Genomic DNA, 25,888 nt, shown 5'->3' with positions numbered 1-25,888 from the left:
ATCAGGGGTGGCGGCTGTACACTTCGCCGCCGGACTCGCCGGCGCGGAAGCGCACCACCTGGTAGTCATCGGTACCGTGGCCCGGCACCTCCATGCCCGGGGAGCCGACGGGCATGCCCGGCACCGCGAGCCCTTCGCCGGAGCGGGCCTCGGCCAGGAAGCGGCGCACATCCTCCGCCGGCACGTGCCCCTCGATGACGTGGCCCTCGATCACCGCCGTGTGGCAGGAGGCAAGCCCACGGGGCACGCCGTGGGCCTGCTTGACGCTGACGAGATCGTGCGTGTTGCGCACCTCGACGCGGAAGCCGGCCGCGGTCATGTGCTCGACCCAGGCGCCGCAGCAGCCGCAGTTGGGATCCTTGTGCACGGTGAGCGTGGCGCTCTCGGCCGCGGCCACGCCGGCGAGGCCGAGCCCAAGGGCCAGGGCGAGCAGTGGACGACGCATGGTGCCTCCGTCGGTTCCTATGACTTATGCCCGAAAGATACGCAAACCCGGGGCGGAAACGAAGCCCGCCGGTGGACACTGATCGCGATCGGGCACAGCCTGCAGACGTCGCGGCGTCGTGGATCCGCGACGCTGCGGGCGATGTACGCGCGGTGCCGGGGACGAGGGCGGGCAGGAGCAGCCGGGACACGCTGTGAATACGTCCCTGTAAGCTCGTAGGCGAGGTCCGTCTCGCCTACGGTCCCGGCTGCTCCTGCCCGCCCTCGCCTGACCGCCGTGAGTGCCCGCCGCCGCGGCGGGAGGTGCCGCCGCGATGGCTGAAGGTCGTTGCCACTCGGGGCACTCATCGATCGTCGTCATCCCGCCGCGGGAAATCCGCCGGGGGCTCGATGTGCGGCGGCCCCGCCCGGGACTGCGCCACGATCTGCCAGGTGATGTGCCAGATGCCGAAGCACAGGGCCACCAGCCCGGCCATGGCGAAGATCGGCGCCTGCACGAAGGGCGTGGTGAAAGTCAGCCACAGGGCGGCGCCCAGGCCGAACCAGCGGGCGGCGAAGGTGCCGCAGTGATCGCGGCACCAGCGCGCCCGCTCCAGGCGGTCCTGCTCCACGAGCGGTGACCGGCGCAGGTGCCAGAGCGCGAAAAAGTAGCTGGCAAGCCAGAGCAGGCCTCGGGTCATGAATGCCTCGGGGATCGCCGCGGAAGGGATGTTCGCTACAGTATAGGCAGTGGGCTCCACCGCGGGTTCCACCGCGGGCACCCGCCCCACTCCGGATCACTCAGCGCGGAGGCAGCATGGCGACGCCGTTCGAAGGCTATGAGGATACGCCGTTTTTCGATGAGCTGCTGGCCGGTCCGGACCGGCCGCGCCCCGCCTCCCGGGCCCTCGTGGACTACCTCGCGGCGCTCCCCGCGGCGGAGCTGGCGGACCGGCGCGACGCCCTGGTGGCGGCGATCCGCGCGATGGGCATCACCTTCACCGTCTACAGCGACGGCGAGAACATCGACCGCGCCTGGCCGCTGGACATCGTCCCGCGGGTGATCGACCGGCGCGAGTGGGAGCGCACGGAGCGCGGCCTGCGCCAGCGGCTGACAGCGCTGAACCTGTTCATCGACGACCTCTACGGCGAGCAGCGCATCATCCGCGACGGCGTCTTCCCGGAGGCGGTGCTTGCGGAGTCAAAGAACTTCCGCCCCCAGTGCCGCGGCATGCGCCCGGCCTTCGGGGTCTGGGCGCACATCTGCGGCACCGACCTGGTGCGCGACGCCGACGGCACCCTGTACGTGCTGGAGGACAATCTGCGCGTGCCCTCAGGCGTGTCCTACATGCTCGAGAACCGGCATGTCATGAAGCGCATCCTGCCGGAGCTCTTCGAGCACCAGTCCATCCTGCCGGTGGACGACTACCCGGGGCAGCTGCTGGACATGCTGGCGCGGCTGGCGCCCCCGGGCGTGAGCAACCCGGAGATCGTGGTGCTCACCCCCGGCATCTACAACTCCGCCTATTTCGAGCACAGCTACCTCGCCCAGCAGATGGGCGCGGAGCTCGTGGAGGGCCGGGACCTCTTCGTCGACCGGGACGACTGTGTCTACATGCGCACCATCTCCGGCCCGGCGCGGGTGGACGTCATCTACCGCCGGATCGACGACGACTTCCTCGACCCCGAGGCCTTCCGGCCGGACTCCCAGCTCGGTGTCCGCGGCCTGCTGCGGGCCTGGAAGGCGGGCAATGTCGGCATCGCCAACGCCCCGGGGGCCGGGGTCGCGGACGACAAGGTCGTCTACGCCTTCGTGCCCGACATCATCCGCTACTACCTGGACAGTGAGCCGCTGCTGCCCAACGTCCCCACCTGGCGCTGCATGTTTCCGGAGGAGCGCGCCTATGTGCTGGAGCACCTGGCGGAGATGGTGGTGAAGCCCGCCAACGAGTCCGGCGGCTACGGAATGCTGGTAGGCCCGCGGGCCAGCCGCGCCGAGCGGGAGCACTTCGCGGGGCTGATCGAGGCCAACCCGCGCAACTACATTGCCCAGCCCACGCTGCAGCTCTCCACGGTTCCCACCCTGGTGGACGACCACTTCGAGCCGCGCCATGTCGACCTGCGGCCGTTCATCCTTCAGGCCGACCGCATGTACGTCACCACCGGCGGCCTCAGCCGGGTCGCCCTGCCCCGCGGCTCGCTGGTGGTGAACTCGAGCCAGGGCGGCGGCAGCAAGGACACCTGGGTCGTGGACACCGAGGAGGACGCCTGATGCTCTCCCGCGTCGCCGAGAACCTCTACTGGATGACCCGCTATCTGGAGCGCGCGGAGAACACCGCCCGGCTGATCAACACCACCAGCCAGATGGTGCTGGACGGCCCGCGCAACGTGCCCGTGAGCTGGCGCTCGCTGGTGGACATCCTGGGCTCCCGCCCGCGCTTCGACGCCGAGGGCCTGGCCGACGACGAGCGCTCGGTGATGCGCTTTCTGGTGGACGAGCCCGCCCACGGCGGCTCCATCCAGGCGAGCGTGCGGGCCGCCCGCGAGAACGCCCGCACGGTGCGCGAGCTGCTGCCGGCGGAGGTCTGGGAGGGCATCAACGAGCTCTACTTCCTGGTGCGGGACAATGCCGTCGGCCAGGGCGGCCGGCGCCGGCGCTTCGACTTCCTGCGCCGGGTCATCGGCCACAACCAGCAGATCACCGGCGTCATCGAGGGCACTCTGAGCCGAGGCGCACCGTATCAGTTCGTCACCATCGCTCAGCACCTGGAGCGGGCGGACATGACCAGCCGCATCCTCGACGTACGCGCCAGCCAGCTGGTGGACGAGGACGAGGACGCCCTGGACGCCTGGCAGGACGCCGGCTGGATGACGGTGCTGCGCTCCCTCGGTGCCTACATCATGTACCGTCAGAGCATGAACATCCGCATCCGCGGCAGCTCGGTGGTGAGCTTCCTGCTGCGCGACGAACAGTTCCCGCGCTCGGTTCGCTACTGCCTGCAGCGCACCGCACGGGCCCTGCGTGCGCTGCCGCGCTCGGACCCGCCGCTGGCCGAGCTGGCGCGGCTGGAGCAGGCGCTGGAGGTCGTGGCCCCCGGCGCACTGGCCCTCGGCGAGGTGCACGATTACATCGACGAGCTGCAGAGCGGGCTCGGCCAGCTGCACCGCGCGGTGACCCAGACCTACTTCCCGGAGCCTCCCTGATGCGCACCTATCGTTGCGTGTGCGGCAACCGCCTGCACTTCGGCAACACCCGCTGCCTCGCCTGCCGGCGCAGCCTCGGCTTCGTGCCGGAGTGGCGCCTGCTCACCCCGCTGGAGGACGACACGGGCCGGCTGCATGCCCTGGCCCTGCCCGACCAGCCCGAGGTACGACGCTGCGCCAACCACCAGAGCGCCCACTGTGACTGGCTGGTCGCCGGCGCCAGCAGCGACCGCCTCTGCCTCGCCTGCCGCCTCACCCAGACCATCCCGGACCTCTCGGTGGGCAACAACCGCCTCTACTGGCGGCGGCTGGAGTCGGCGAAGCGCTATCTCATCTGCGATCTGGTGCGCCTCGGCCTGCCGGTGGTGGACCGTCACCGCGATCCGGAACGGGGACTGACCTTCGACTTCCTCGCCGACCAGGAGACGCCGGACGGGGTACGCCGCATCACCACCGGACACGACCGCGGCCGCATCACCATCAACATCGCCGAGGCCGACGACGTCCACCGCGAGCGGGTGCGAATCACCCTGGGCGAGGCCTACCGCACCCTGCTCGGGCACATGCGCCACGAGAGCGGCCACTACTACTGGATGCGGCTGGTGGACGGCGGCCCCTGGCTTGCGGCGTTCCGCGAGCGCTTCGGCGACGAGCGCCGCCGTTACGCCGACGCCATGCGCGCCTACTACGACCATGGGCCGGCGGCGGACTGGCGCGCGCGCCACATCAGCGCCTACGCCAGCGCCCATCCCTGGGAGGACTGGGCCGAGAGCTGGGCCCACTATCTGCACATCACCGATGCCATGGAGACGGCACGGGACTTCGGGCTGGTGGCCCCGGGCGAGCGCGAGGACGACTTTACCCCCGAGCTCGAGCGCTGGGGCGAGCTCAGCCAGGCGCTGAACGCCCTCTCACGCAGCGTCGGCGTGGCCGACCCCTACCCCTTCGTGATCACCCCGCCGGTGGCGGAGAAGCTCCATCTGGTGCATCAGATCGTCGAGGACGCGGCGTCCGGGAGCCTCGGCAGCCCCTCGAACAACCGCTTCAGCCCCTCGCTCCAGGCCTCCCGCAGCGCCACGAAGTAGGGATCGTCCTGCTCGAAGTTCATGCGCCGCTCGAGGGTGAGGCTGTCCCGGGGATAGAGCAGCAGCTCCACCGGCGGCCCCACCGAGAGGTTGCTGCGCATGGTGGAGTCGATGGACAACAGGGCACAGATGCCGGCGCTCTCCAGGGACAGATCCGGGGCGATGATGCGGTCGAGGATCGGCTTGCCGTACTTCGTCTCCCCGATCTGGAAGAAGGACTGATCCGACGACACGGTGATGAAGTTGCCCTGGGGATAGACCAGGTACACCTCCGCCTCGCCGTCACCGATCTGCCCGCCAAGGATGAACGTGGCCTCCACCGAGACCTGACTGCGCTCGCCCGCGGAACGGGTGGCCTGATGCTGGCGCTCGACGCTCAGACCGCCAAGATACTCCGCGGCCTCGTCCATGCGGGCGACGCTCGCCAGGCTCGTCTCCGCGCCCTGGTCGAGATCCCGCTCGATGGCCCGCAGCACCGACTGGGTGGTGGCGAGGTTGCCCGCCGACAGCAGCACGAACACCCGCTCGCCGGGCCAGGCGAAGGTGTGCATCTTGCGGTAGGTGCTGACGTGGTCGACGCCGGCGTTGGTGCGGGAGTCGGAGGCGAACACGATCCCCTCGTCCACCACCGCGGCAAGGCAATAGGTCATTATGGAGCCTGTCATTCGGCGTTGGATTCGCCGGCCAGTGTATTACGCTGGACTGCCTGGGGATACGTAGCCTGACCGCCGCCGCCCTACCACCCCTCAGCGAGGCGCGATGATGCCCTTTCCGCCACCGCCCGAGCCCCTGAACGCCGCCGGCGAGCCCCGCCGGCTCGGCTTCGAGCTGGAGCTCGCCGGCATCGACACGGACGCCCTCTGCAACACGGTGCAGACCACCTTCGGCGGGGATGTCGAGGGCGAGGGGCCGTTCCTGCGCCACGTGCGCGGGACCGAGCTCGGCGACTTCACCGTCGAGATCGACACCGCCCTGCTCAAGGACCGCACCTACCTCGGGGTGCTGCAGCGCCTCGGTATCGAGACCGACGAGGCCGGCTGGCGGGCGCCGCTGGAGGACCTGCTTGCGCGCCTTGCCGGCACGGTGGTCCCGCACGAGGTCTCCTCCGGACCCATTGCGCTGACGCACGCCCACGAAATGGAGCGCCTGCGCGCGGCCCTGCAGGCCGCCCAGGCCCGGGGCACGCGCTCGGCGCTGCGGTTCGCCTTCGGCCTGCACCTGAACCCGGAGGTGCCGGCGCTGACAGCCGACAGCCTCACGCGTCACCTGCGCGCCTTCCTGCTGCTGCGGGACGCCCTGCGCGTTGACGGCAACATCGACCTCACCCGCCGGCTGTCGCCCTTCATCCGGGACTTTCCGGAGGATTACGTGCGCCGCGTGGTCGCCCCGGTCTACCAGCCGGATCTCGCCGGGCTGGCGCGGGACTACGCCCGCGACAACGCCACCCGCAACCGTTCCCTGGATCTGCTGCCGGTGCTCGCCCACGCCGCCGCCGACGCCCTGCCCACGGCCGTGCGCGAGGACCCACTGCTGAAACCCCGGCCCACCTTCCACTACCGGCTCCCCAACTGCGCCATCGACGAGCCGGACTGGACCCTGGGCGAGGCCTGGCGCGGCTGGGTCGCGGTGGAGCGCCTGGCAGCGGATCGCGAGGCCCTGGACAGCCTCGCCGAGGCCTATCTCGCGCATTCCCGCGCCGCCCTGCCGGGTCCGGACGAGGACTGGGCCGCCCGCACCCGCCTGCTGCTGGCCTGATGCGGCCGCTCATTGGAATCACCGGGCCGGACCGCGGCGGGCTGGCGGCCTGGCTTGCGGCAGCCTGGGCGGTGCGCCGGGCCGGCGGACGACCGCTGCGGCTGCGCCCCGGGCGGCCGCGGGAGGGCGTGGCATTGGACGGGCTCATCGTCGGCGGCGGCGCCGACGTCTCCGGGCTGCTGCATCCGGACCCGCCGGATGCCGCCTCGGCCTCCGTGCACGTTGCGCGCCCCTGGCGGCGCTGGCTGCCACTGCTGCTGGCGCCGCTCCTCTACCTGCTGCGCCGGGCACTGAGCACCCTGCGCTCGCCGAGCCCGGACCCGGACCGCGACCGCCTGGAGCAGCGCCTGCTGGACGCCTGCCTGGCCGAGGGGCGGCCGGTGCTCGGCATCTGCCGCGGCGCTCAGCTGCTCAATGTCGTCCGCGGCGGGCGCCTCCACCGCGACCTCGCCGACTTCTACGTGGAGACCCCGCAGCTGCGCACCCTGCTGCCGCAGAAGACCGTGGACATCACCGCCGACAGCCGTCTGGCGCAGATTCTCGGGCGCCGGCGCTGCCGCGTGAACGCCCTGCATCGGCAGGCCATTGCCAGCCTCGGCGAGGGCCTGGTGGTGAGCGCACGGGAGGCGAACCGGGTGATCCAGGCGGTGGAGGATCCGGCGCAGACGTTCGTCATCGGCGTGCAGTGGCACCCGGAATATCTGCCCCAGCGCCCGGAACAGCGGGCCCTGTTTGCCGCCCTGGTGGCCGCCGCCGCCGGCAGTCCGCCAACTTGACCCCCCGGCGCGACGCCCCGTAGGTTCCAGGGACGCGACGCTGCGCGTCGGCATGGCATGCCTGTGTCGCGGCGCCGTTCCGTTCAGCCATCAGGAGGTTAGCGACCCGCGTATGAGCATTCTTATCAGCGGCTCCGTCGCCTATGACACCATCATGGTGTTCCAGGACCGGTTCGGGAATCACATCCTGCCGGACCAGGTGCACATCCTGAACGTCTCGTTCCTGGTCCCCGAGATGCGCCGCGAGTTCGGCGGCTGCGCCGGCAACGTCGCCTACTCGCTCAAGCTCCTCGGCGAGGAGCCGGTGACGGTGGCTGCCGTCGGCGCCGACTTCCGGCCCTATGCCGAGTGGATGGACCGCTGGGGCATCTCGCGGGATTACGTGAAGGAGCTCCCCGAGCACTACACCGCACAGGCCTATATCACCACGGACCTGGACGACAACCAGATCACCGCGTTCCACCCGGGTGCCATGGGGGCCGCCCACGACGTGCCGCTGCCGCCCTGCGGGCCGGAGGACATCGGCATCGTCGCCCCCAACGGCCCCGAGGGCATGGTGCGCCACGCCGCGCAGCTCGCGGAGGCCGGCACGCCCTTCATCTTCGATCCCGGGCAGGCCATGCCACTGTTTGACGGCGAGCAGCTGCTGCGCTTCGTCGACCAGGCACGCTGGGTCAGCGTGAACGACTATGAATGCCGGCTGCTGTGCGAGCGCACGGGACTGTCATCCGAGCAGGTGTCCGAGCGGGTGGCGGCACTGATCGTGACCCGCGGCGCCGAGGGCTCCTGGATCTATGCCGGTGGCGAGCGTCTGGAGATTCCGGCGGCCACCCCGGAGGCGGTGCTCGACCCCACCGGCTGCGGCGACGCCTACCGCGCCGGCCTGCTCTACGGCCTGCAGCACGGCCTCGACTGGCATCACACCGGCCGCATCGCGGCGCTGATGGGCGCCCTCAAGGTCGCCCGGCACGGCACCCAGAACCACCACTTCACGATGGATGAATTCCGCCGGCGCTACGAGCGCGAGTTCGGCGAGCTCTGGTAGGCGGCCATCGCCGGGGCTGGGTGTCGATCCGTGAGGCTATGCCACGGATCTGCGCTGCTCCTGAACACAACGACACAACGGGCACAACGGAAGCACAACGCAAGAGATTTGAAGTAAGAACTCTTAGACGTTGTGAACCGTTGTGTCCGTTGTGTCGTTGTGTTTAAAAACCCCGCTCGAATAACGGGAAGGCCTACAGCCCCGCCGCCTGGCGCAGGGTTTCGGCCTTGTCGGTGCGCTCCCAGGTGAAGCTCTCCTCCTCGCGGCCGAAGTGGCCGTACACCGAGGTCGGGCGGTAGATCGGGCGCACCAGGTCGAGCATGCGCAGGATGCCGAAGGGGCGCAGGTCAAAGAGCTCGCGCACCAGCTCCACCAGGCGCTGCTCGCTGATCTGCCCGGTGCCGAAGGTCTCGACACTGATCGAGGTCGGCTCGGCGACGCCGATGGCGTAGGAGAGCTGGATCTCGCACTTGTCCGCCAGCCCCGCGGCGACGATGTTCTTCGCCACGTAGCGCGCGGCATACGCCGCCGAGCGGTCCACCTTCGAGGGGTCCTTGCCCGAGAACGCCCCGCCGCCGTGGCGCGCCATGCCGCCGTAGGTGTCGACGATGATCTTGCGCCCGGTCAGCCCGCAGTCGCCCACCGGGCCACCGATGACGAACTTCCCCGTGGGGTTGATGAAATACCGCGTCGACTCCCCCAGCCACTGCGCCGGCAGCACCGGGCGGATGATCTCCTCCATCACCGCCTCCTTGAGGTCGGCCTGGGAGATCGAGGCGTCGTGCTGGGTGGAGAGCACCACCGTGTCCACCGCCACCGGGCGGCCGTCCTCGTAGACGAAGGTCACCTGGCTCTTGGCGTCGGGGCGCAGCCACGGCAGCACCCCGCGCCGGCGCACCTCGCTCTGGCGCTGCACCAGGCGGTGGGCGTAGGTGATCGGCGCGGGCATGAGCACGTCGGTCTCGTTGCAGGCGTAGCCGAACATCATCCCCTGATCGCCCGCGCCCTGGCTCTCGTCACGCTCGCGGTCCACGCCCTGGGCGATGTCCGGGCTCTGCTTGCCGATGGCGTTGAGCACCGCGCAGGTGGCCCCGTCGAAGCCCACGTCCGCGCTGTCGTAGCCGATCTCCGAGACCGTGCGCCGGGTGAGCTCCTCGAGATCGATCCAGGCGCTGGTGGTGATCTCCCCGGCGATGATCACCATGCCGGTCTTCACCAGCGTCTCGCAGGCCACCCGCGCGTTCGGGTCCTCGGCAATGATCGCATCCAGCACGGCGTCCGAGATCTGATCGGCCACCTTGTCCGGATGACCCTCGGATACCGACTCCGAGGTGAATAGCTGTGTCGTACTCATCGACTCCCCTCAGTCCTGATGAATGATCGGGCGCAACGGCAGTGCCACCGTCACGCCTCCTCCGGCTTGCGGAACAGAAAGATGCCCCAGCGCAGGTGGCCGGCGCGGCCGCCGTCCACCCAGTGCTGGAGCCCGCGCTTCATGCGCTCGATGTAGCCCTCGCTGACGGTGCCGGCAAGGTTGTCCTCCTCGTTCACCAGCACCTCGCGGATCCGGCCATAGTGGCGCGCGATCATCTCGGAATGATCCTCGAAGCCGAGGTCCTCGAGCCCGAGCTCGGTGAGGGTCCGCTGGTAGAACCCCGGCGAGCCGAGGGTCGAGAGATGAATGCGCTCGAGGATCGGCGCCAGCGCCTCCTGCGGGCAGCGGTCGTCCTGCATCGGGTCGGTGAACACGAAATACCCGCCCGGGCGCAGCACCCGCACCGCCTCCTCCAGCACGCGGCGGCGGTCGCCGCTGTGCAGGATGGCGTCCTGGGACCAGACCACGTCGTAGCTCGCATCCTCGAACGGCAGATCCTCAAAGCTGCCGTCGATGATCTCGACCAGATGATTCACACCCTGGTCCCGGTTCTTCTGCCGGCCGCGCTCGTTCTCGGTCTCGCTGATGTTGAGCGCGGTCACCGGGCAGCCGTACTCGTGGGCGAGATAGCGCCCGGAACCGCCGTAGCCGGAGCCGATGTCCAGCACCCGGGTCCCGGGCCCGAGCCCGGGCACCCGCTTCGCCATCTCGGCCACCGTGCGGCGGCTGGCATCGTAGACGCGCTCCTGCGCGTCCCGGTAGAGCCCGACGTGGATGTCCTCGCCGCCCCAGACCTCGAAGTAGAAGTTGTCGGCGTCGGGGCTGTTGTAGTACTCGCGGGCCGTCTCCTCGGCCGACGCGTAACGGCTCTTCACTACGCTACTCATGATCGTCCGCCTCCCGATAGCGCTTCTCGGCGACGTGGATGAAGAAGTCCGGCTCCGTGTCCCGGTAGGTCTCCTGGAAGTCGCCGTAGGTATCCACGCGCTGGAAACCCACGTCCCGCAGCAGGCCGCGGGTGTAGTCCTTGCGCAGCGGGTACATGTTCAGGTGGTAAACGGAGTTGTCCGGGAAGCTGTAGCGGAACCGGGCAAGGCCCTCGTCCATGTGCTCCGGGTACACGGAGACGTTGTCGCCGCAGTAGTAGTAGGTGTGCGCGCTGGAGTAGCCGACGTCGAGGATGGCGTCGTAGTTGCGCTGGTCGAGGATGAGCACGCCATCGTGCTTGAGGGTGGCGTAGAACTCGGCCAGCGCCTTGCGGCGGTCGTGTTCCGAGAAGAGGTGGGTAAAGGAGTTGCCGAGACAGATGATGGCGTCGTAGTGGTTGTGGATGTCCCGGTTCAGCCAGCGCCAGTCCACCTGCACCGTGCGCAGGATCAGATCGCGCTGGCGGCCGTTCTCGAAGGCCTTGGCGAGCATCTGCGGGCTGCCGTCGCAGCTCACGACCTCGAAGCCGGCCTCGATCAGGCGTACCGAGTGGAAGCCGGTGCCGGTGGCGACGTCCAGTACGCGCCGCGCGCCGTGCTGGCGGAGGACGTCGATAAAGAAGTCCCCCTCGCTCTCGGCCCGGCTCTTCCAGTCGATGAGCTCGTCCCACTTGTCGACGAAGCCTTCGATGTACTCGAACTGATAGTGATCGGTTTCCCGGCACTCGACCGGGTCGGAACCGAAGTCCTGCCTTTGGCGTGATCGAATCGCATCCATCAATGCATCCCCTCTTGCCTCTTTGAACCCACGGCGGACGCCCTGCGCCCGCCTGCCGCCGACACCGGCGGCGCGGCGCCGAACCCGACGGCCGGCACTACTTCGTTGCCGTGCCCGGGCAAGCCCTCGCCTCCTCCATCGTTCGGGTGCCGACGTGATGCGCGGAAGCCCGGCCCATGCGCCGGCCCCCTCGCGAACTGCACGGTGCCCTGGACACCCTGAGGAAGCCGGCCCCGTGCACCGCCGTCCCTTGAGGTTGGTTCAGAATGTCGTATTTTGCAAAGTACAGGTCGCTTTCAAATAAGCGCAGGAAGCTGGCACTGTGAGCCGGGATCAGCTGCAGATCCCGCTTGCAGGGCCCTCCCGTGCTATCCTGCAAGGCTTCGCACGACCCGATCAGTGGTGTTATGACCGAGCGCATCGACCGTTTCCGGGCCGCCCTCGCCGAGCGAATTCTGGTGCTCGACTGCGGCATGGGAACGATGATCCAGAACCAGGAGCTGGAGGAGGCGGACTTCCGGGGCGAGCGCTTTGCGGACCATCCGAAGGATCTGCAGGGCAACAACGATCTGCTCGTGCTCACGCGCCCCGAGGTGATCCGCCAGATCCATCGCGAAAACCTCGCGGCGGGCGCCGACGTGGTGGAAACCAACACCTTCAGCGCCACCACCATCGCCCAGGCGGACTACGGCCTCGAGGCCTGCGCCCGGGAGATCAACGTCGCCGCCGCGCAGCTCGCGCGGGAGGCCTGCGACGAGTTCGAGGCGGAAGACCCATCGCGGCCGCGGCTCGTGGCCGGCGCCATCGGCCCCACCAACCGCACGGCCTCCATCTCCCCGGACGTCAACGACCCGGGCAAGCGCAACGTCACCTTCGACGAGCTGGTCACCGCCTATCGCGAAGCGGCGGAGGGCCTGGTGGAGGGCGGTGCCGATCTGCTGCTGATCGAGACCATCTTCGACACGCTCAACGCCAAGGCCGCCATCTACGCCCTGGAGCGGCTGTTCGAGGACCGCGGCCAGCGCTGGCCGGTGATGATCTCCGGCACCATCACCGACAACTCCGGGCGCACCCTCTCGGGGCAGACAACCGAGGCCTTCTGGAACTCGGTGCGCCATGCGCGGCCATTCACGGTGGGGCTCAACTGCGCCCTCGGCGCCGACCTCATGCGGCCCTTCGTCAAGGAGATCAGCCGGGTCGCGGACACCTTCGTCACCGTCTACCCCAACGCCGGCCTGCCCAACGAGTTCGGCGAGTACGACCACTCGCCGGAGTTCATGGCGAAGATCGTGCGCGAGTTCGCCGAAAGCGGGTTCGTCAACATCGTCGGCGGCTGCTGCGGCACCACGCCGGAGCACGTTGCGGCCCTGCGCGAGGCCGTCGCCGGGCTGCCGCCGCGGGAGATCCCCGAACCCGAGCCGGCACTGCGTCTCTCCGGGCTGGAGCCCTGCAACGTCGGCGCCGACGCGCTGTTCCTCAACATCGGCGAGCGCACCAACGTCACCGGCTCGGCGCGCTTCAAGCGCCTGATCAAGGAGGGCGACTACGACACCGCCCTGGAGGTGGCCAAGGAGCAGGTGGAGGGCGGCGCCCAGGTCATCGACGTCAACATGGACGAGGGCATGCTTGACGCCGAGGAGGCCATGGTGACCTTTCTCAACCTGGTCGCCTCCGAGCCGGACATCGCCCGCGTGCCGGTGATGGTGGACTCATCCAAGTGGCCGGCCATGGAGGCAGGGCTGAAGTGCCTGCAGGGCAAGTCGGTGGTGAACTCCATCTCGCTCAAGGAGGGCGAGGCGGCATTTCTCGAGCAGGCCCGGGACCTGCGGCGCCACGGCGCCGCGGTGGTGGTCATGGCCTTCGACGAGCAGGGCCAGGCGGACACCTACGAGCGGCGCATCGAGATCTGCGAGCGCGCCTACCGGCTGCTGGTGGACAAGGCCGGCTACCCGGCCGAGGACATCATCTTCGACCCCAACATCTTCCCGGTGGCCACCGGCATCCCGGAGCACGACCGCTATGCGGTGGACTTCATCGCCGCCACCCGCTGGATCAAGGAGAACCTGCCCCAGGCCAAGGTCAGCGGCGGGCTGTCCAACCTCTCTTTCTCCTTCCGCGGCAACAACGCCGTGCGCGAGGCCATGCACTCGGTGTTCCTCTACCACGCCATCAAGGCGGGGCTGGACATGGCCATCGTCAACGCCGGCCAGCTCGAGGTCTACGACGACATCGACCCGGAGCTGCGCGAGCACGTGGAGGACGTCATCCTCGCCCGCCGCGAGGACGCCACCGAGCGCCTGCTGGACCTCGCCGAGCGCTACAAGGGCCAGGGCGGCCGGAAGAAGGAGGAGGACCTCGCCTGGCGCGAGCAGCCGGTGGCGAAGCGCCTGGAACACGCGCTGGTGAAAGGCATCACCGACTACGTCGAGGAGGACGTCGAGGAGGCGCGGCAGCAGTTCGACCGCCCCATCGAGGTGATCGAGGGGCCGCTCATGGACGGCATGAACGTCGTCGGCGACCTCTTCGGCGAGGGCAAGATGTTCCTGCCCCAGGTGGTGAAATCCGCCCGGGTGATGAAGAAGGCCGTGGCCTACCTGCTGCCCTACATCGAGGAGGAGAAGGCGGCCCGCGGTGGCGGGGACGACGAGCCGGCCGGGCGCATCCTGCTCGCCACGGTGAAGGGCGACGTCCACGACATCGGCAAGAACATCGTCGGCGTCGTCCTCCAGTGCAACAACTTCCAGGTCACCGACCTCGGCGTCATGGTGCCCGCCGAGCAGATCCTGGACACCGCCGAGGAGAAGGGCGTCGACATCATCGGCCTCTCCGGGCTCATCACCCCCTCGCTGGACGAGATGGTGAACGTCGCCAAGGAGATGCAGCGCCGGGGGATGAAGACTCCGCTGCTCATCGGCGGCGCCACCACCTCCCGCGTGCACACCGCGGTCAAGATCGCCCCCCAGTACGAAGGCGACTGCATGTACGTCAAGGACGCCTCCCGCGCCGTGGGGGTGGCTTCCAACCTGGTGAGCGAGACCCGCTACGAGGACTTCGCTGCCGGCATCCGCGAGGAGTACGAGCGCGTCCGCCGCCAGCACGCCGGGCGCCAGAAGCGGCAGAAGTGGATCAGCATCGACGCCGCCCGCGAGAACCGCACCCCCATCGACTGGTCAGGCTACGAGCCGGTGCGCCCACGGGAGCCGGGCGTCCACCTGATCGAGCCGGAGCTCGAGGAGCTGGTGCCCTATCTCGACTGGACGCCGTTCTTCCATGCCTGGGAGCTCGCCGGCTCCTACCCGAAAATCCTCGACGACGAGGTCGTCGGCGAGGAGGCGCGCAAGCTGCTGGCCGATGCCGAGGCCATGCTCGCCCGGCTGGTGGAGGAGAAGTGGCTCACCGCCCGGGGCGTCTACGGCCTGTTCCCGGCGAATGCCGTGGGCGACGATACCGAGCTCTATGCCGACGAGGACCGCGACCGGCCGCTGCTGACCCTGCACCACCTGCGCCAGCAGAACGAGAAGCCGGCCGGGCGACCCAACCAGTCCCTCGCCGACTTCGTCGCGCCGAAGGACACCGGCCTGGAGGACTGGATGGGTGCGTTCGCGGTGACCACCGGCATCGGCATCGACGAGCACGTCGCCCACTTCGAGGCGGACAACGACGACTACAACAGCATCATGGTCAAGGCCCTGGCCGACCGCCTCGCCGAGGCCTTCGCCGAGATGCTGCATCAGCGCGTGCGCCGGGAATACTGGGGCTATCAGCCGGACGAGGACCTCAGCAACGCGGACCTCATCGCCGAGCGTTACACCGGCATCCGCCCGGCCCCCGGCTACCCGGCCTGCCCCGACCACACCGAGAAGGACCTCCTCTGGGAGCTGCTGGACGTGGACGAGCGTATCGGCCTGCGACTCACCGAGAGCCGCGCCATGTTCCCCACCGCCGCCGTCTCCGGCTGGTACTTCGGCCACCCGGAAAGCCGCTACTTCGGCATCGGTCGGATCTACCAGGATCAGGTCGAGGACTATGCCAGGCGCAAGGGCATGAAGCGCCGCGAGGTGGAACGCTGGCTCGCCCCCAACCTCGGCTACGAGCCGGAGGATTGAGGGCGCCGGGACGGCGCCAGTTTCGAGTTCAAGGTTTGAAGTTCAAGGTTGAGATGAACTAGCGCAGCGGTGGAAGAAGGTAGGTCGTGCACGGCTGAGCCGTGTGCGACGTCCCAGGCGCGTTCCGTTTTTCGGGTTGAAGGTTTCGGGCTGGCAAACGCCGTCGCGGCGGCGGGTTCAGCGCCCGGTTTGGCGGTGTGTGGGCCTGGCATCCTGCGGCCCCGGCATCGCGGATTCGAGGGACTGGCGTTTCAACACAACGACACAACGGGCACAACGGGCACAACGGGCACAACGAAGAGAAACGCAGAGGGCAGGCCCTGCGGCAAACTGCCCTGTCGCGGAAGCTGGCACCGGCCGCCGCAGAGCGAGCCGGTTCTCCACCTGCCTCGTCCTCAGGCGCACTCGCGAGCCTCCGGTGAAGGATTGCCGGCGGGGGCGGCGCGGCGGTTGAGGCTTTGCTCCAGCTTGCCGCGGGCGATGCGGAAGTTCAGGCGGTAGTCCAGGGCGCGGGCCAGGTCGCCGGTGCTCTGGGCGAGGAAGCCCAGCACCGAGAGCACGCCCACCACCGCGCCGGCGCCGAGGGCCGGATCCGCAGCCGCCACCGCCAGCACCGCCGGTGCCGCCAGCGCCGCGGCGAGCTGCGGGGCCGCGCGCACCGCCTCCGAGAAGCGCGCGCGCCGCGCCGCCGCGTCGCGGAGGAACCGGCTGCGCCGGTTCAGGCGTCGCCGTTCCTTCGCCTCAATGTGCGCTTCCCAGTCCGGCAACGACTCCAGCACCTCGCCGACGTGGGCGGCCACCCGCCCCCGGCGGCGGCGCATCTCGGCCACGGCGCCGGCAAGCCGGGGGCGGAGCACGGCCACCGCCACACCGGCCAGCGCGAACGGCCCCAGCACCGCCAGGGCGAGACGGGGGTCGATCAGCGCCGCGGCCAGCAGCGCCCCGGTGGCGGCCACGCTGCCCGTGACGAGCCGGGCGATGCCCTGGCTCACCCACAGCCGCACGGCGGACAGGTCGCTGACGAAGCGCGCCATCATCAGGCCACGCCGGCGCGGCGAGAGGCCGGCCGCTTCCGGGTCGGCGAGGCGATCGTACATCCACAGTCGGCAGCTGGCGACGTAGCGCTGCCCGAGGCGCTCCGCATCCGTGCGCTCCAGCACCCGCAGGCCGAAGGCCCCCAGCGCCACCGCAAGCAGCACGGCCACGGCAGTCACCGGTCGCCCACCCGACTCGAAGCCACTGAACACCCGCTCCATGAGCAGGGCCGTCGCCACCGCGGCACCGGCCTGACCGAGCCCCCAGAGCAGGAGCCGGGCCATCAGCCAGCGCCGCCGCCCCGAGAGCAATGGCGGCAGGCGGATCATCAGACGCCCACCGCCGCCATTGCCGACACCACAGGCGCCGGAGACGTCAGGCCGGCGTGAGCCTGACCCTGCGCAGGCCCCGCAACGGCACCGGCCCCGTGCAGCAGCGACAGGGCGCGCCCCGGCTCGGCCAGGGTGTCGGTATGCAGCACCGGCACCGAGGCGCGGGCGCTTGCCTCGCGCACCGCGAGCACGGACTGGGTGAACACGCCGCTCAGCGCCACCAGGGGCATCCCGGCCACGGTCAGGGTGCGATCGCCAAGCACCGCGCCGAGGCTGTCCTGTGCCGCGAAGACCACCCGATCCACGTGCCGGCGGAACACCGGCTCCGACAGCAGCGCCTCGGTCTCCGGCTGAAACACGCCGTCGGCGATCTCGAGCACGATGCTGTCCACCGCCCGCAGGGCGAGCTCGGCGACCAGGCTCTGGAAACCCTGCAGCACAGCCGGCAGTCCGGCGAGATAGGTAGTGCCGAGTCCGGCATCGGTGAAGTCGAGCACCTCGGCGGCTCCGGCGTCGCGGAAGTGAAAGACGTCCGCCGCCGCGCCGGTGCCGGTCACCTTCGCGGCGCCGACCCGATGACCGGAGCGCACCAGCCCGTGCACCAGCCGCGCCGCCACGGTGGTCTTGCCCGAGTTCATGCTCGAGCCGAACACCGCGATTACCGGCGGGCGGCGGCTGATCACGCGCCGCGGCAGGGCATAGTCGGCGAGGTTCATCACCTCGCCGTTCGCACGCTGCAGCAGCCCCCGCGCCCGAATGCGGGTGGGCGGCGCCATGCGGGCATGGCAGCTGCGCATCTCGCCGGCGATGCCGCCGGCGGCGATCAGGTGGCAGTCCCCCAGCTCGGCCGGCACCTCCGCCTCGAACTGGTCCGGCGCGTAGCGGTTGCCGAAGGCCACGACGATGAGGTCTCCGCCGTAGAGATCCATGCGGCGGCCGTCGTGGCTGTGCAGCGTCTTGTGCTGGCCTACGGCCTGCACCTCGCAGAGCACCAGGTCTCCGGCCCGCGGCGTCGCCGTGTCCAGCAGCGACGCCACCTCGCGGAAATCGACCCGGCGGGTGGTGAAGGCGTGCTTGGCCTGATGCACGCGGTCGACCGGCTGCAGCTCGTTGCTCATCGTCTATCCCTCCGCTGATGGCGATTCTGCCGGGCGCCCCGGCCCGGCTTTCACGGGGGATAACGACGGCGGCAACCAATCTATTCCGGTGTCATCGACCATTCACCGCACTGGCAACGAGGCTCAGCCGCACTGCCAGCCATGATCTTCGCGGCGGCGGGCAACCGAGTCGCCTGAGCGAGGCGGGCACGGCCGGTACAACCCCCTGGCCTCGCGGGTCCCTGACGCGGGGGTAGCTGAACGCCTTCGCGGGAATCATCCATCGGCCAGACAGGACAGCCGCCAGCCCAGCAGGCCGGCGCCGTAGGTCTCGTCCGGCCCGGGCGGGCCGAGATCCCGCGCGCTTGCGCGCAAGGCCCGGCGGCCGGCCTGCAGACCACCCTCCCGCGCCTGCGCATCGGCCAGTGCCGCGGCCACGAAGACCGAGGCGAACGAGGTGCCGCTCACGCGGGCACCATCGACCGTGGGCAGATCGACGCCCGGCGCGGCCAGCGCCACATAAGGTCCCCGATTCGCCCGCGGAAAGACCTGCAGGCGCTCGTCCACCGCCGTGGCGGCCAGGACCGGCGGATAGGCGCCGGGATAGGCCGGCGGCGCCAGCGGGCCGCCGTTACCGGCCGCGGCCACCACGCCGATCCCCTGCGCCTCCAGCGCGCCGATCCCCGCCCGCAGCGCCTCGTTGGGCGGCCCGGCCAGGCTCATGTTGACGACATCCACCGCTGCGCCAGCGAGCCAGTCCATGGCGTCCAGCAGATCGTCGGTCAGCGCCAGGCTGCGGCCATCCACGTCCACGCGATAGACATCTGCCGCGAGGACGCGCGCGGCAGGCAGCACTCCGGCACCGGCGCCGGCCAGCAGGGCCGCCACCCGGGTGCCATGCGCGTCACCATGGGCGGGGCCATCCGCGAGGCGCCGCTGCTGCAGGCGGGATCCCGGAATGCCGGCCGCGGCGCCGTCCACGGGGCCATCCACGATTCCGAGGCGCAGGCCACCGCCACAGGCCGCGGGCCGGCCCGCCCAGCCGAGGCGGCCCAGGGCATCACAGCCCGGACCACTGCAGGCGGCCGGACGGTAGGCATGATTGAAGTCGAACCGACCCTGGTCGAGGTCATTGAGCGCCGACTTCAGGCGCGCCAGCGATGCCGACGGCGGCACCCGGAGACGCGCGACCCGCAGGCCGAGCCGCGCCAGCTCGCGCTCCTCGAGCACCTCGGCCCCCAGCCGACGCGCGGCGGCGAGGGCGCCGGGCGACGCCTCCAGAGCGAGGAGCTCGCGCTCGAGATGCTCGATGCCGCCCTGACGGATAAGACGGTCCGTTACCGCCTCGGCATTGCCTTGCGCAGATGCTTCCTCGCTCTCGGCGGCGTCGTCCCTTTCCCCCTCGTCGTCATCGTCATCGTCATCGCCGTCGCGGTCCTCTTCGCGACCCGTCGGGTCACTGTCGCCGCCGCGCCCACCATCGCTGTCGCCACCGCCGTCACCGCCGCCGTTGTCACCACCACCATCGTTCCCGTCCCCACCGTCACCGTCGCTGTCCCCGCCGTCGTCGTCGGCCTGGGCGAGGGCCAGCCAGGAGGAGCGGCTGCCGTCGTCCAGCGGCAACAAGGCCAGCGCCACGGCCAGGGCTGCGGCCATGAGCCGTCGCGACCAGCGCGCCCACGGTGGGCGGTGGCCCGTTTCGCCTGGGGACTGGTACAAGGTCGATCTCCTTTCAACCCGGTGGCCACGGCGGATGATCCGGTTCCCGGATCCGTCGGACACGCTGCAGAGCGATTCGAGGGAATAGGATGCCCAGCGCAAGCGTTAGTGTAGACAGGGAGTCCATGAACGCCACCGGTCAAGAGGCCTTGCAAGAGCAACTGGTCGCCCTGCTGCCACGGCTGCGCCGCTTTGCCTGTGCCCTGACGGGCTCCGTGGACGAGGGCGACGACCTGCTCCAGGCCGCGTGCGAACGCGCCTTGAGCCGGGCCGAGCGCTGGCAGCCGGGAACGCGGCTCGACCACTGGATGATGGCGCTGACGCGCAATCTCTGGATCGACGGGCTGCGCAGCCGACGCCGGCGCGCCGAAGTGGCCTACGACCCGGACAGCGACGACCGGGGCTTCGACGGCAGTGCGGCGCTGGAGGCCTCCGCCACCCTGGAGCGGGTGCGCGCGCTGGTGGCGCAGCTGCCGCCTGAGCAGCGCGAGGTGGTGGCCCTGGTGACCATCTCCGGGCTGAGCTACCGCGAGGCCGGAGAGCAGATCGGAGTGCCCACGGGCACCGTCATGAGCCGGCTGGCCCGGGCCCGGGCGCGGCTCGCCGAGGCCATCGCGGATCCCGGGGCATGAATGGCGGAGTGCCCGCCGGGTCCGGCGAAGACGGGGCGGGTGAGGGGGTAGCACGATGACGGGGATCGATGACGAAATGCTGAGCGCCTATCTGGACGGCGAGCTGGACGCCGGCACGCGTGAACGCGTGGAGGCGGCACTGGCGGACGATGCCGGCCTGCGCCGGCGCCTCGAACAGCTGCGCCGCAACGACGATCTGCTATGCGCGGCCTTCGACGAGGTGGAGAACACCCCGGTACCGGAGCGGCTGCAGGCCGCAGCCAGGCCACCCGCGGCGGTGATCCCGCTATGGCGCCGTGTCCAGGCACCCGCGCTCGCCGCCGCCGCGGCGCTGGTGCTCGGGCTCGCCCTCGGACGCCTGCTCGCCCCGTCTGCCCCCGAGGCGTCGCCCCTCGCCGCGGGGCCGGTCCCCGTCGACAGCGCCCTGGCGGCTGCGCTCGCGGCCACGCCGAGCGGGGAGGTCGCTCGGGCGGGCACGCTGGAGATTGCGCCGCTGGTCACCTTCCGCACGGATGACGGCCGACTTTGCCGGGAATACCAGGCCCGGGAGGCCGGCGAGGCGGTGACCGTGGCCGTAGCCTGCAGTGAGTCCGGGCAGTGGCGGAACATCGCCCTGGCCGGCGGTGCGGCCGGCACGAGCTATCGCCAGGCCAGCGCCGGCGACGGGCTGCGCGCGCTGATCGGCGCCGGCGACGCACGGACCCTGAACGCCGCCGAGGAGCAGGCGGCACTCGACAACCTGGGCCACGGCGGGCACGACTGATCCCGCTGCGCTGATCGTCGCGGGTCAGGGCGTCGACAAGGCGGGCAACGAGCGTCAGCTGCGCAGCCCGACGGTATCGGTGCGGCGGCCGAGGGAGGCGGCTTACCGCCGAAACCTGTCCGTCTGTGGGGGCGCGCCGGCGCAGGCCATGCCCCCGGCCAGGCGCCCCGGTGTACCCTGATGCGTCGACTCGGCGCGCACAGGAGCGGGCATGCGCACAGTGGCGACGACGCTAGCCAGCGTACTGCTCGCGATGGCGGGCATGGCGGCCGCGGCCTCTCCGGCAGAGCAGTACCGGGCCGGCGTGCGGGCCCTGGAGGCCGGCGACACGGCCGCCGTCGACGCCGCCCGGAAGGCCCTGGCGGGCGAGCCCATCCGGGCGTATCTGGATTACGCCGTGCTGCGGGCGGAGCTGGAGGAGGCCTCGCCGGCACGCGTGAACGCGTTCCTGGATCGCCACGCGGATCTCGCCGTGACGCAGCGCCTTCGGGTGGCCTGGCTGCGCGAGCTCGCGCGTCGCGAAGACTGGGCGGCGCTGCGCAGCCGCTACGCCGGCGAGCGCGATGTCCACGTGCGCTGCGCCCTGGTGGAGGCCCACCGCCAGGCGGACGATCACGATTCGGCGGCCCGCGTCGCCCTCGCCCTGTGGCACGTGGGCTACCGTCAGCCGGGCGCCTGCAATGACGCCTTCGACTATCTCCACGACCGCGGCGAGCTCACCGCCGAGCGTCTGCGGGCGCGCATGCTGCTGGCCCTGGAGGCCGGAAACCCCGGCCTCGCCCGTGCCTACCGCGACCGGCTGCCGACGGAGCAGCAGCGCTGGCTGGACCACTGGCTCACGGTATGGTCACAGCCGGCCAAGGCCCGGGGGCTGGAGCCAAAGGCCCTGGGCCCGGCCGCGGAGCGCAGCCGCGTGCTGGTGGCCGCCCTGGAGCGCCTCGCCCGCAGCGACCCCGAGGCGGCCCGCGATCTGCTGCCCGTGGCCGAGCGGCATGGGCTCAAGCCCCGGGCACGCGGCCGTATCGAGCGCACCGCGGCGCTCTGGGCGGCCTACCGGGACCACCCCGACGGACTCACCTGGCTGCGTGCCCTGAGCGATGCCGACAGCGACGAGGTGGCTCGCGCATGGCGCGTGCGCGCGGCTCTGCGCGCCGGCCACTGGCCGGCGGTACGCAGCGCCATCGGCCGCATGCCACCGGAACAGGGGCAGCGCGCCAGGTGGCAGTACTGGCTTGGTCGTGCGCTGGCCGCCGAGGACCGCACCGCGGCCGCGAGCCGTGCCTACGAGGGCGCCGCCAGCGAGTTCGGCTACTACGGGTTTCTCGCCGCGGACGCCCTGGGCCGGCCCTACCGCTGGGGTCAGAAGGGCCCGGAGGCCGCGTCGGAGCTACCGGCACTGCCGGCGCTGGTCCGCGCGCAGCAGCTGCATGCCGCCGGCGAGACGGCGTACGCCCGCCTGGAATGGCGTGCGGCCATGGCTCTGCTCACGCCGGCGGAGCGACTCGCCGCGGCCCGCAGGGCCCAGGCCGAAGACTGGCCCTGGGCCGTCATGCACGCCAGTGGCCGAGCCGGAACGAGCAACGCCTCGCGGCTGCGCTTCCCCTTCGGTTTCCGGGACAGTGTCGAGGCGGCGGCGAGGCAGGCGGACGTTGACGCCGATTGGCTGTACGCGCTGATCCGCCAGGAAAGCGCCTTTGGCCTGGGCCGCTGCTCCCATCGCGGGGCCTGCGGCCCCGCCCAGCTCATGCCTGCGACCGCCCGCTGGCTGCTGGACCGGGACGGCGCGGACAGCGAGCCCCTGCCCCGGGTGCTGGAGCGCCCCGAGATGAACATCGGCCTCGGCGCCCGCTACCTTGCCCACCTCCTCGGACGCTTCGACGATCCCGTCCTCGCCATCGCCGCCTACAACGCCGGCCCGGGCAGCGTCGCCGGCTGGCTCGAGGCCGGGAGCGGCCCGCCACCGGGCAGCGCCCGCTGGATCGAGACCCTGCCCTTCGGCGAGACCCGCGACTACGTCCAGGCCATTCTCTTCAACCGCACCGTCTACCGCCTCCGCCTCACCGGCGACACCCAGCGCCTGAGCGAGGTGCTGCGGGCGGATCGCTAGCAATCGTTTGAGTTGACAACCGGATTAACCGCAAAGGCGCGAAGGGCGCGAAGACGAAGAGTTGTGAACGCCCCGCTCCGCACCGGGCACACGGCCGCTCCCGCCCGCTGAGGTCGCCGCGGACCGGCTGCATCAGGTACGAAAACACCTCCGTCTTCGCGCCCTTTGCGCCTTTGCGGTCAATCCCCTCAGCGCTCAGCCGCGCCCACCCGGATTCACAGGCTGCTCGGGACGGCAGCCGGCGCTGAGCAGGCAGACGTCGAGGCGCTCCTCGGCGCGCTCGATGCGGCGCTGGGCATCGGCCAGGCGCTCGCGGGCGGCCTCGGTGTCACGCCGGTCGCTGGAGAGGCCGTTGTAGGCGCGGATGTCTTCCAGTGCCTGCTTCCAGACGTCGTCACGCACCGCCACGAGATAGTCCCGGAGCACGCCGAGGCGCGTTTCCCGGATTTCGCCGGCGATGCGGTCCGCCACCTCGGGCAGCACCTCGCTCTGCACCGGCCACGCCGGGCGGTAACCTTCCGGCGGCCGCACCGGCCAGTCCTCGAGACGCCCGACCACCGCTTCCAGGCGCTCCGGGTTGTCGAGGGTCGCCGGATGGATGGCCTGGCCGAGCTGATGGCTGAGCTGACGCACGGTGGCCGCCGGCGACCCGGGGTCCGGGCCTTCGCTGCGATAGGCGTCAAGCTCGTAACGGGCACGCATCTCGCCGCCGTAGTAGAGCACGCCGGCATCCTCCACCCGTCCAAGCTGCACCGCCCGTGCCGCCGCGACCAGCATCTCCAGGGACGTCCTTGGCGCCGGCTCGGCGAGCACAAAATCCACCGCCGCCGCTCGATGGGCGCGGTCGCCATCCAGGGCGGCCCCGAGCTCGTCCGCCTCCAGCTGCCCACCATGCCCGGCCAGTGCGGGCCCCGCCAGGGCGAGACAGAGCAGCAGGGCGGGCCAGCGTGGCGTGGTCATTGAGCCCCCTGTTCGTTAGCCAACTCGCCGGCAACCGTGCCGGAGTGCGCCCCATCCGGCAACCCCGCCGCCGGCCCCAATCGGCCCAGCCCCGGCAGCACCAGCGCCGGGCCGTCCGGCCGCAACCCGAACACCAGGCCCAGCAGGTTCAGCTCCAGCCCCTCGCGCCGCGCCACCGTGGCGCCCAGCAGCCCGAACAGCGACACCTGATAGCCACTGCCGCTCGGCGCCGGCGCCAGCACGCCACCCGCGAGGTAGTCCTTGCCGATGGCCGTCCCCGGCAGGGTCACCCCGAGCTCAGGGATGCGCCGCGCCAGCCAGGCGGTGAAGGTGTTGCTGTTGGGTCCGGGCCAGATGCGATAGCGCTGCCGGAACGGATATTCCGCCAGCGCCGCCTCGATACGGGGGATCACCGCCGCCGCATCGGCCCCGGCCAGCTGCGCCAGCAGCGAGGGCGGATTGCCGAACCACTGCCGATCCGGGCGCCCGATGCGGGAGGTCAGGGCGGGACGGCCCCAGCCGGTGACCTGATGCACGGTGTAGTGACTCGCCCCCGCCGGCTTCGTGGCCACCCAGCTGTGGACGGCGAATACCCCGCGCCACTCGAAGGCGCGCGCCGCATAAACCTGCACCAGCGCCTCTGGATGCTCGGCGGGGGCCGGCGCCAGCCCTACTGGAGAGCGATCCGCCGTCGCCCAGTTCCCCTCCAGCTCGAACCCGCCTCGCGCAAACATCGTCGCCGGCCCCGCCAGCATGACGAGCAACACGATCAGCATCCGACGCAACCAGTGCATGGCTTCCCATCCTGCCCTTTAAGAACTGGCAGTCTAACCCCGCCGCAACCCAGACACGGCCGACGCTCTGGTGCAGCCTCCGCGGTGCTGCGATTGGGCTCCCGCCTCAGGCCGCACCGGGCACGGCCGCGAATCCATTACCGGCACCGCGGGGCCACGCAGTGCAGCCAACCATCTAGCTAGCCGGCCAGCCGGGGAATTTTCCCTGCACCTACGGGAACACCCGAAGCTGGGAGAGTGTCCAGGGCGCGACGGCTTGCGACCTGCGCCTGCCGGCCTACACTGATCGCCCGCAGCTCGCCCGCAGCGACGCCGCCGCCCACAGACGCCGAAAAGGATCCGACCCATGCGACGCATCACACCTCTGGCATTGCTCCTCGCCCTGCTGCTGGCGGTAACGCCCGCGATTGCCCAGCAGCTCGGCGACGGCGATGGCAACACCGAAGGCCCGGCCGGCACCGACCAGAGTGAGGCCGAGGTCGCCGATCAGTACGAAGACTGGGTAGTGCGCTGCCAGCCGCCGCCGGAAGACGAGTTCGGCGCCGCCGAGCTGTGCGAGATGTACCAGCAGGTCACCCATCAGGAGAGCGGCCAGAGCGTCATGGAGGTGGTCATCGGCTACCCCCAGGGTGAAGACCAGCCGGTGGCGCTCTTCAACCTGCCCCTTGGCATGCGCCTGCCCCCCGGGGTTCAGCTCCAGGTGGACGACAACGAGCCTATCCGGTTTCCCGTACAGCTCTGCATCCGCAACGGCTGCCGCGCTGACGTCCAGCTGGAGTCCGGGCTGGTGGAGCAGATGAAGGCCGGCACCCAGGCCACCATCACCATCGCCGATCCGCAGGGCCGGGGCGTGCAGCTGCCGATCTCGCTGCTCGGCTTCACCGCCGCCCTCGACCACGTCTCGCGCTGATGGCCCGGGCCGGCGCACGCCGACCCTTGCGGCGGGCCGGCGTCGTCACCATCTGTTACAGCAGCA

The 25,888-nt window shown here is 70.7% G+C and carries 22 protein-coding genes; 11 read left to right on the top strand and 11 right to left on the bottom strand.

Features of this window, described 5'->3' with window-relative positions; translation table 11 throughout:
• Position 1: 1 nt before the first annotated feature.
• Both LMH63_RS03555 and LMH63_RS03550 read right to left on the bottom strand, forming a co-directional pair.
• A complete protein-coding gene (locus LMH63_RS03555) occupies positions 2–445 on the bottom strand; it encodes a DUF411 domain-containing protein (protein WP_109677435.1) in 444 nt (147 codons plus the stop codon).
• Between the two features lie 343 nt (positions 446–788).
• On the bottom strand, positions 789–1,124 hold the full coding sequence (locus LMH63_RS03550) for a hypothetical protein (RefSeq protein WP_109680338.1): 336 nt from the start codon (positions 1,122–1,124) through the stop codon (positions 789–791).
• A gap of 116 nt (positions 1,125–1,240) precedes the next feature.
• On the opposite strand from LMH63_RS03550, the gene LMH63_RS03545 reads away from it, so the two are divergent.
• The 3 genes from LMH63_RS03545 to LMH63_RS03535 are packed head-to-tail and all read left to right on the top strand — an operon-like array spanning position 1,241 to position 4,712.
• Positions 1,241–2,695 carry a circularly permuted type 2 ATP-grasp protein gene (locus LMH63_RS03545; protein WP_109680339.1) on the top strand — a complete coding sequence of 485 codons (1,455 nt, stop codon included), beginning with the start codon at positions 1,241–1,243 and terminating at the stop codon, positions 2,693–2,695.
• Entirely contained in the window at positions 2,695–3,627 is a 933-nt protein-coding gene (locus LMH63_RS03540) for an alpha-E domain-containing protein (RefSeq protein ID WP_109680340.1), read from the top strand. The genes LMH63_RS03545 and LMH63_RS03540 overlap by 1 nt, the downstream gene beginning before the upstream one ends.
• Positions 3,627–4,712 (top strand): zinc-binding metallopeptidase family protein, encoded by a 1,086-nt coding sequence (locus LMH63_RS03535; RefSeq protein ID WP_109680341.1) that lies wholly within the window; start codon positions 3,627–3,629, stop codon positions 4,710–4,712. Before LMH63_RS03540 ends, LMH63_RS03535 begins: the two co-directional genes overlap by 1 nt.
• On the opposite strand, the gene LMH63_RS03530 is transcribed toward LMH63_RS03535, so the two are convergent.
• On the bottom strand, positions 4,616–5,377 hold the full coding sequence (locus LMH63_RS03530) for a proteasome-type protease (protein ID WP_229332718.1): 762 nt from the start codon (positions 5,375–5,377) through the stop codon (positions 4,616–4,618). The genes LMH63_RS03535 and LMH63_RS03530 overlap by 97 nt on opposite strands.
• A 94-nt stretch (positions 5,378–5,471) precedes the next feature.
• On the opposite strand from LMH63_RS03530, the gene LMH63_RS03525 reads away from it, so the two are divergent.
• From LMH63_RS03525 to LMH63_RS03515, 3 genes are all read left to right on the top strand, one after another.
• Positions 5,472–6,467: an amidoligase family protein gene (locus LMH63_RS03525; protein ID WP_109680343.1), complete on the top strand. Its 996-nt coding sequence runs from the start codon at positions 5,472–5,474 to the stop codon at positions 6,465–6,467.
• Positions 6,467–7,243: a gamma-glutamyl-gamma-aminobutyrate hydrolase family protein gene (locus LMH63_RS03520; protein WP_109680344.1), complete on the top strand. Its 777-nt coding sequence runs from the start codon at positions 6,467–6,469 to the stop codon at positions 7,241–7,243. Before LMH63_RS03525 ends, LMH63_RS03520 begins: the two co-directional genes overlap by 1 nt.
• Before the next feature lie 112 nt (positions 7,244–7,355).
• Positions 7,356–8,288, top strand: a complete 933-nt coding sequence (locus tag LMH63_RS03515) for a carbohydrate kinase family protein (RefSeq protein WP_109680345.1) — start codon at positions 7,356–7,358, stop codon at positions 8,286–8,288.
• Between the two features lie 193 nt (positions 8,289–8,481).
• On the opposite strand, the gene metK is transcribed toward LMH63_RS03515, so the two are convergent.
• Genes metK through LMH63_RS03500 form a run of 3 tightly spaced genes read right to left on the bottom strand, consistent with a single transcriptional unit; the run spans position 8,482 to position 11,367 of the window.
• On the bottom strand, positions 8,482–9,642 hold the full coding sequence (gene metK, locus LMH63_RS03510) for a methionine adenosyltransferase (protein ID WP_229332717.1): 1,161 nt from the start codon (positions 9,640–9,642) through the stop codon (positions 8,482–8,484).
• Between the two features lie 50 nt (positions 9,643–9,692).
• Positions 9,693–10,550, bottom strand: a complete 858-nt coding sequence (locus LMH63_RS03505) for a class I SAM-dependent methyltransferase (protein ID WP_199225699.1) — start codon at positions 10,548–10,550, stop codon at positions 9,693–9,695.
• Complete coding sequence (locus LMH63_RS03500) at positions 10,543–11,367, bottom strand: glycine/sarcosine N-methyltransferase (protein ID WP_109679371.1); 825 nt, start codon at positions 11,365–11,367, stop codon at positions 10,543–10,545. Before LMH63_RS03500 ends, LMH63_RS03505 begins: the two co-directional genes overlap by 8 nt.
• Before the next feature lie 407 nt (positions 11,368–11,774).
• Between LMH63_RS03500 and metH the strand changes: the two genes are divergently transcribed.
• Positions 11,775–15,473: a methionine synthase gene (metH, locus tag LMH63_RS03495; protein WP_109679372.1), complete on the top strand. Its 3,699-nt coding sequence runs from the start codon at positions 11,775–11,777 to the stop codon at positions 15,471–15,473.
• 395 nt (positions 15,474–15,868) lie between these two features.
• Here the strand turns inward: metH and LMH63_RS03490 are convergent, their stop codons facing one another.
• The 3 genes from LMH63_RS03490 to LMH63_RS03480 form a co-directional block, all read right to left on the bottom strand.
• Positions 15,869–16,837, bottom strand: a complete 969-nt coding sequence (locus LMH63_RS03490; RefSeq protein WP_109679373.1) for an ABC transporter transmembrane domain-containing protein — start codon at positions 16,835–16,837, stop codon at positions 15,869–15,871.
• On the bottom strand, positions 16,837–17,958 hold the full coding sequence (locus LMH63_RS03485; RefSeq protein WP_109679374.1) for a hypothetical protein: 1,122 nt from the start codon (positions 17,956–17,958) through the stop codon (positions 16,837–16,839). The genes LMH63_RS03490 and LMH63_RS03485 overlap by 1 nt, the downstream gene beginning before the upstream one ends.
• A gap of 255 nt (positions 17,959–18,213) precedes the next feature.
• Complete coding sequence (locus tag LMH63_RS03480) at positions 18,214–19,656, bottom strand: S8 family serine peptidase (RefSeq protein WP_146205235.1); 1,443 nt, start codon at positions 19,654–19,656, stop codon at positions 18,214–18,216.
• Between the two features lie 149 nt (positions 19,657–19,805).
• Here LMH63_RS03480 and LMH63_RS03475 point away from each other — a divergent pair, with 149 nt between their 5' ends.
• The 3 genes from LMH63_RS03475 (at position 19,806) to LMH63_RS03465 (ending at position 23,158) form a co-directional block, all read left to right on the top strand.
• Positions 19,806–20,288, top strand: coding sequence for an RNA polymerase sigma factor (locus tag LMH63_RS03475; RefSeq protein ID WP_199225700.1), 483 nt, complete (start codon positions 19,806–19,808; stop codon positions 20,286–20,288).
• A gap of 55 nt (positions 20,289–20,343) precedes the next feature.
• On the top strand, positions 20,344–21,051 hold the full coding sequence (locus LMH63_RS03470) for an anti-sigma factor family protein (protein WP_109679377.1): 708 nt from the start codon (positions 20,344–20,346) through the stop codon (positions 21,049–21,051).
• A 211-nt stretch (positions 21,052–21,262) separates the two neighbouring features.
• Positions 21,263–23,158 (top strand): transglycosylase SLT domain-containing protein, encoded by a 1,896-nt coding sequence (locus LMH63_RS03465; protein WP_109679378.1) that lies wholly within the window; start codon positions 21,263–21,265, stop codon positions 23,156–23,158.
• A gap of 195 nt (positions 23,159–23,353) precedes the next feature.
• Here the strand turns inward: LMH63_RS03465 and LMH63_RS19440 are convergent, their stop codons facing one another.
• Positions 23,354–24,118 (bottom strand): hypothetical protein, encoded by a 765-nt coding sequence (locus LMH63_RS19440; RefSeq protein ID WP_109679379.1) that lies wholly within the window; start codon positions 24,116–24,118, stop codon positions 23,354–23,356.
• A complete protein-coding gene (locus tag LMH63_RS03455) occupies positions 24,115–24,912 on the bottom strand; it encodes a DUF3750 domain-containing protein (RefSeq protein ID WP_109679380.1) in 798 nt (265 codons plus the stop codon). The genes LMH63_RS19440 and LMH63_RS03455 overlap by 4 nt, the downstream gene beginning before the upstream one ends.
• A gap of 346 nt (positions 24,913–25,258) precedes the next feature.
• Here LMH63_RS03455 and LMH63_RS03450 point away from each other — a divergent pair, with 346 nt between their 5' ends.
• Positions 25,259–25,822: an invasion associated locus B family protein gene (locus LMH63_RS03450; protein WP_109679381.1), complete on the top strand. Its 564-nt coding sequence runs from the start codon at positions 25,259–25,261 to the stop codon at positions 25,820–25,822.
• Positions 25,823–25,888 lie beyond the last annotated feature (66 nt).

The organism is Spiribacter halobius, from assembly GCF_020883455.1.
Classification (GTDB): Bacteria; Pseudomonadota; Gammaproteobacteria; order Nitrococcales; family Nitrococcaceae; genus Sediminicurvatus; species Sediminicurvatus halobius.
Note: the sequence above shows the minus strand (reverse complement) of the source record. Positions and strands in the feature narration are given on the sequence as shown.